We start from the raw sequence: 5,023 nt of genomic DNA on the forward strand, positions 1-5,023 counted from the left end.
CCGCCGCACCTACGGCGGGGCTTCATTTTACGCCGGAATTATTGGAACGCTTAAAAGCCAAAGGCGTTACTTTGGCCTTTGTAACCCTTCACGTAGGGCTTGGTACGTTCCGTCCCGTATCGGAAGAAACGATTGAAGACCATGAAATGCACAGTGAATACTATGTGGTAACGGCGGAAACGGCGAAAATTATTAACGACGCCAAAGCGGCCGGTAAGCGTATCGTAGCTGTAGGTACTACTTCGGTGCGCACCTTGGAATCGGCCACGAAGGATGGCGTTCTTCAGGCCGGTCACGATTGGACGCAGATTTTTATCTATCCCGGTTATGAATATAAGATGGTTGATGCGCTTATAACGAATTTTCATCTTCCTCAATCAACGTTACTCATGCTCATCAGTGCGTTGGCGGGCAGAGAGCATTGCTTAGCTGCTTATAAAGAAGCGGTTAAGGAACGGTATCGCTTCTTCAGCTTTGGCGACGCCATGTTTATTCGCTAACAGATTGGCGACACAACATACTTCGCTTCATTGTTAACAGTCAAGCAACGCGATGTTATGTTTATTCGTTAAATATTTTGTGCTATAATATGTACTTGACAGGTTGCAACTAGATAGGAGGATATGCTTGGTTATTACCTATGAATTACAAAAAGAATGTCCCCATACCGGTGCACGGGCGGGGCTTTTACATACGCCGCACGGTACATTTAAAACACCTATGTTTATGCCGGTAGGCACACAGGCAACGGTTAAAACCATGTCGCCGGAAGAATTAAAAGAGATGGGCGCTCAGATTATTTTGAGCAATACTTATCACTTGTTCTTGCGTCCCGGTCCGGACCTTGTAGAAGAGGCGGGCGGTTTACATCGCTTTATGAATTGGGATGGCGGTATCCTGACCGACAGTGGCGGGTTCCAGGTATTCAGTCTCGGTGATTTGCGCAAAATTACCGAAGAAGGGGTAGCCTTCCGTTCCCACATCGATGGTTCCAAGAAGTTTTTATCACCTGAAATTGCTACTAAAGTACAGGAGCAATTAGGTGCCGATATAGCTATGGCTTTTGATGAATGTATTCCGTATCCGGCTGATTATGCTTATGCGGACCGTTCTACGGCACGTACCACTCGTTGGGCGGAACGTTGCCGCAAGGCTCACACATCACCGACTCAAGGCATGTTCGGTATCGTTCAGGGCGGTATGTATAAAGATTTACGAACCCGTAGTGCCAAAGAATTGGTGGCTATGGACTTTGACGGTTACAGCATCGGCGGTTTATCCGTTGGGGAACCGCATGATTTGATGTACGATATCTTGGATCACACAACGCCATTATTACCGACTAATAAGGCTCGTTATTTGATGGGCGTTGGCACACCGGACTGTTTGGTGGAAGGTGTGGCTCGCGGGGTAGACATGTTTGACTGCGTATTCCCGACGCGTGTGGCGCGTAACGGTATGGCCATGACTCATAATGGCCGTGTAGTTATTAAAAACGCTACGTACGCTCATGATTGGGGTCCGTTGGAAGAAGGCTGTCAGTGCTATACTTGCCGCAATTATTCTCGTGCCTATATTCGACATTTATACAAGGCGGAAGAAATTTTGGCTTTCCGTTTGGTGTCGTATCATAATTTGTATTTCTTATTGAATTTCATGCGTCAAATGCGCGCCGCTATTTTGGAAGACCGATTCCCGGCTTTTCGTGATGAATTTTGGGCCGGTTATAAAAAATAGGGGACACTAGACGTTGAAAGATATATATGTTTTTTTGGAGGTGAACAGACAGTGGCAGATTTAGAACAGTTATTTCAAGCCGGTTGGCCGATATTATTAATGGTTGTAATTTTCTATTTCCTTTTATATCGTCCACAGAAAAAGCAACAGAAAGCTCGTAACGAACTTTTGAACAGTTTGAAAAAAGGTCAGAAAATTGTGACTATCGGTGGTATTTACGGTACAATCAATGCTTTGACTGACGATGCAATTATGCTTCAAATCGCTGAAAAAGTTGAAATCAAATTAGCTCGTTCCAGCGTAGCTCATGTGCTTGGCAAAGATGACAAATAATATGGATAAGCATACAATGCGCCTTGCTTTTAAAGCAAGGCGCCAAGCCATGTCTGACAGTGAATGCAAAACGCGGGCCGAGGCACTGTGCAAACACATTATGGAATCAGCTGAATATAAAAAGGCTCACTCCATAATGGCCTATTTGGCCATGCCGAAAGAGGCTAATCTCGATGCTCTGGTTACACAGGCTTTGGCAGAGGGCAAAGCGGTCTTTGTGCCGGTTTGCGTATCTAAAACCGAAATGATTGCAGCCCGGTTAACACGTCTTGATGATGTGAAAACAGGCGTCCTTCATATACGCATTCCTAATGAACCTTATGAAACGGCGGCGCCTAATGAACTGGATTTAATTTTAGTTCCCGGAGTAGCTTTTGATACCAAAGGTGGCCGTATGGGGATGGGGGCCGGTTATTATGACCGATTTTTGGCTAAAGTCCCTAAAGAACGCTTAATCGGCGTTGCATGGGACATCCAAGTTGTATCCGATGAGATTCCTATGGAAGCGCATGATAAACGCCTCGCCGGGTTAATTACGGACGAGCGCGTTTTAACATTTAAATAATTATGTATCTTAATTATGTGAAATCATTTTACACTGCTATTACGTTTCAATTTATTGGCGCAATAGTGGCTGCCCTGGCGATTTAAGGAGGGGGAATTTTTTTGAACGGTAAGGCACTGGCAAAATTTCTTGCAGTTATTGCCTTGATCTTTGCAGCCTTTATTTATTTTATTGGGCCTTTGGCACAATCGATTAAACAAGGTCTGGACTTACAAGGTGGTACACACATCGTTCTGGAAGCAGAAGATGCGGGCGAGAACAAAGTAACTGATGATGCGGTAGAACGAGCCAGACAGATTCTTGAACGTCGTATCAACGAAATGGGTTTGGCTGAACCATTAATTCAGCGTGAAGGTAAGAAACGTATCATTATCGAATTACCGGGTGTTAAAGATCCGGACCAAGCCATTAAAACCATTGGTAAAACAGCGGTTATGGAATTTAAGGATGAAAATGGCACAGTTCATTTAACCGGTAATGATTTAAAAGATGCGAAAGAACAAATCGGTCAGAATAAGCAATTCATGGTAGCTATTGAGTTTACCGATGAAGGGGCTAAGAAATTCGCTGATTTGACAACTATGAATGTGGGTCGTCACATCGGGATTTATCTTGATGGAGAACAATTAACAAACCCTGTAGTTAACGAACCGATTACGGGCGGTAAAGCCGTAATCACCGGTAGTAGGACCTTAGATGAAGCTAAAAACCTTGCGATTTTGCTTCGTTCCGGTGCGTTGCCTGTAAAAGTTAATGTATTGGAAGTTCGTACCGTAGGTCCGACACTTGGTCAGGACTCCAAAGATAAGTCGGTAACAGCCTTTGCCGTAGGTATCGGTCTTATCGTAGCGTTTATGTTGGTATTGTACCGTGTCTCCGGTTTCGTAGCGACTACAGCGCTTCTCATTTACGTATTATTATTGTTGGCCGTATTGCATTTCTTGCAGGCTACCTTAACACTGCCGGGGATCGCCGGTATTATTCTCTCCATGGGCGTCGCGGTGGATGCGAATATCCTGATTTTCGAACGCTTTAAAGAAGAAGTTCAGGTTGGTAAAACCTTGCGCATGTCTATGGAATCCGGTTTCCGGCGTGCCCTTGCAACTATCGTGGATGCGAACATGTCCGTTATGATTACGGCAGCCATCTTGTTTGTGCTTGGTTCCGGTCCGGTGCGCGGTTTCGCTATTACCCTCGGTCTCGGTGTTGCTATCAGTATGGTTACGGCCGTATTTGTAAGCCGTTATTTATTGCGGATGTTGATCGAATGTAATTTGACGAATCATCCATTCTGGTATGGTGCTAATGTGTCGCCAACCGCGACCATGGAGCTTTACAAGAAAGGAGGCAAAAAATAATGCGTTTTGACGTTATTAAACACCATCGTTGGTGGTTCACGTTGTCTTCTCTCTTGGTTATTGCCAGTCTTGTGTCTATCTTCGTACGCGGCTTTAACTTCGGTATCGACTATACCGGTGGTACCATTGTAGAAGTAGTATTTAATCAGCCTGTACAGGTTGCGCAAGTTCGTGAAGATTTGAAACAGTTCAATTTGGAAAATGCTATCATTCAGTTATCCGGTGAAAGCAATGAAACATCCGGTAAGGACGTTATCATTCGTACCCGTAACCTCGATGCGAATGAAAGCGCAGCCGTTGTGGAAAGCTTAAATAAAAATGTAGGTCAAAATGAAGTAAAACGTGTGGAATCCGTAGGGGCCGTAATCGGTTCGGAAGTTACGGAACATGCGCTTATTAACTTGGCCATTGCTTTCTTAGTATTGGCAGCGTATATTTCCTTCCGTTTCGAATACCGTATCGCGTTTTCGTCATTAGCCGCTATTTTCCATGACCTTATCATGGTACTTGGCGTATTCTCCTTCTTCCAGTTGGAAATCGATGCGTCCTTCTTGGCCGCTATTTTGACGGTAATCGGTTATTCCATGAATGAATCGGTAGTTATCTTCGACCGTATTCGTGAAAACACGCATACCCATAAACGTTCTGATACATTTGCCGATTTGGCGAATGCAAGTATTGCGCAAAGTATTCACCGCAGTTGCTATACTTTGACAACAGTATTGTTTGCTTGTTGCTCACTCTACTTCTTCGGTGGCGATACAACTAAAAACTTCGCTCTCTGTATGATTGTCGGTTTCGTAAGTGGTGCGTACTCTTCCATTTGCGTAGCTACTTCTATTTGGGCTATTTGGAAGAGCAGCAACAAAAAAGATATGCGTAATGCCGTTAAAGCTAATTAATGGTAATACATAAAATTAGTGTGGCTATATAATGCGAACGGTAGTATAATCGTATAAGTAATATAATTAACACAGTAGTCTTTCGAGGCTACTGTGTTTTATTGTACGCCGAATAGGCATGACAAAAC

General features: G+C 44.1%; 6 protein-coding genes. All 6 read left to right on the forward strand.

Annotation, left to right across the window (positions count from 1 at the left end):
- Positions 1 to 500: S-adenosylmethionine:tRNA ribosyltransferase-isomerase (locus tag QZL64_RS05190; protein ID WP_296309330.1), on the forward strand; the 500-nt coding region annotated here is incomplete at its 5' end.
- A gap of 127 nt (positions 501 to 627) precedes the next feature.
- Entirely contained in the window at positions 628 to 1,737 is a 1,110-nt protein-coding gene (gene tgt / locus QZL64_RS05195; protein WP_021840940.1) for a tRNA guanosine(34) transglycosylase Tgt, read from the forward strand.
- Positions 1,738 to 1,788: 51 nt separating this feature from the next.
- On the forward strand, positions 1,789 to 2,070 hold the full coding sequence (gene yajC, locus QZL64_RS05200) for a preprotein translocase subunit YajC (protein ID WP_021840941.1): 282 nt from the start codon (positions 1,789 to 1,791) through the stop codon (positions 2,068 to 2,070).
- Position 2,071: 1 nt separating this feature from the next.
- On the forward strand, positions 2,072 to 2,635 hold the full coding sequence (locus QZL64_RS05205; RefSeq protein WP_247239742.1) for a 5-formyltetrahydrofolate cyclo-ligase: 564 nt from the start codon (positions 2,072 to 2,074) through the stop codon (positions 2,633 to 2,635).
- 101 nt (positions 2,636 to 2,736) lie between these two features.
- Complete coding sequence (gene secD, locus QZL64_RS05210; RefSeq protein ID WP_021840943.1) at positions 2,737 to 3,993, forward strand: protein translocase subunit SecD; 1,257 nt, start codon at positions 2,737 to 2,739, stop codon at positions 3,991 to 3,993.
- Positions 3,993 to 4,895, forward strand: coding sequence for a protein translocase subunit SecF (gene secF / locus QZL64_RS05215; protein ID WP_021840944.1), 903 nt, complete (start codon positions 3,993 to 3,995; stop codon positions 4,893 to 4,895). The genes secD and secF overlap by 1 nt, the downstream gene beginning before the upstream one ends.
- The last annotated feature ends 128 nt before the right edge of the window (positions 4,896 to 5,023 follow it).

The sequence above is a fragment of the Veillonella sp. CAG:933 genome, assembly GCF_000431435.1.
Taxonomy (GTDB): Bacteria; Bacillota; Negativicutes; order Veillonellales; family Veillonellaceae; genus Veillonella_A.

Coding starts and splice junctions, on each gene's coding strand:
- QZL64_RS05205 (WP_247239742.1), top strand. CDS start 2,072: ATGGATAAGCATACAATGCGCCTTGCTTTTAAAGCAAGGCGCCAAGCC.
- secF (WP_021840944.1), top strand. CDS start 3,993: ATGCGTTTTGACGTTATTAAACACCATCGTTGGTGGTTCACGTTGTCT.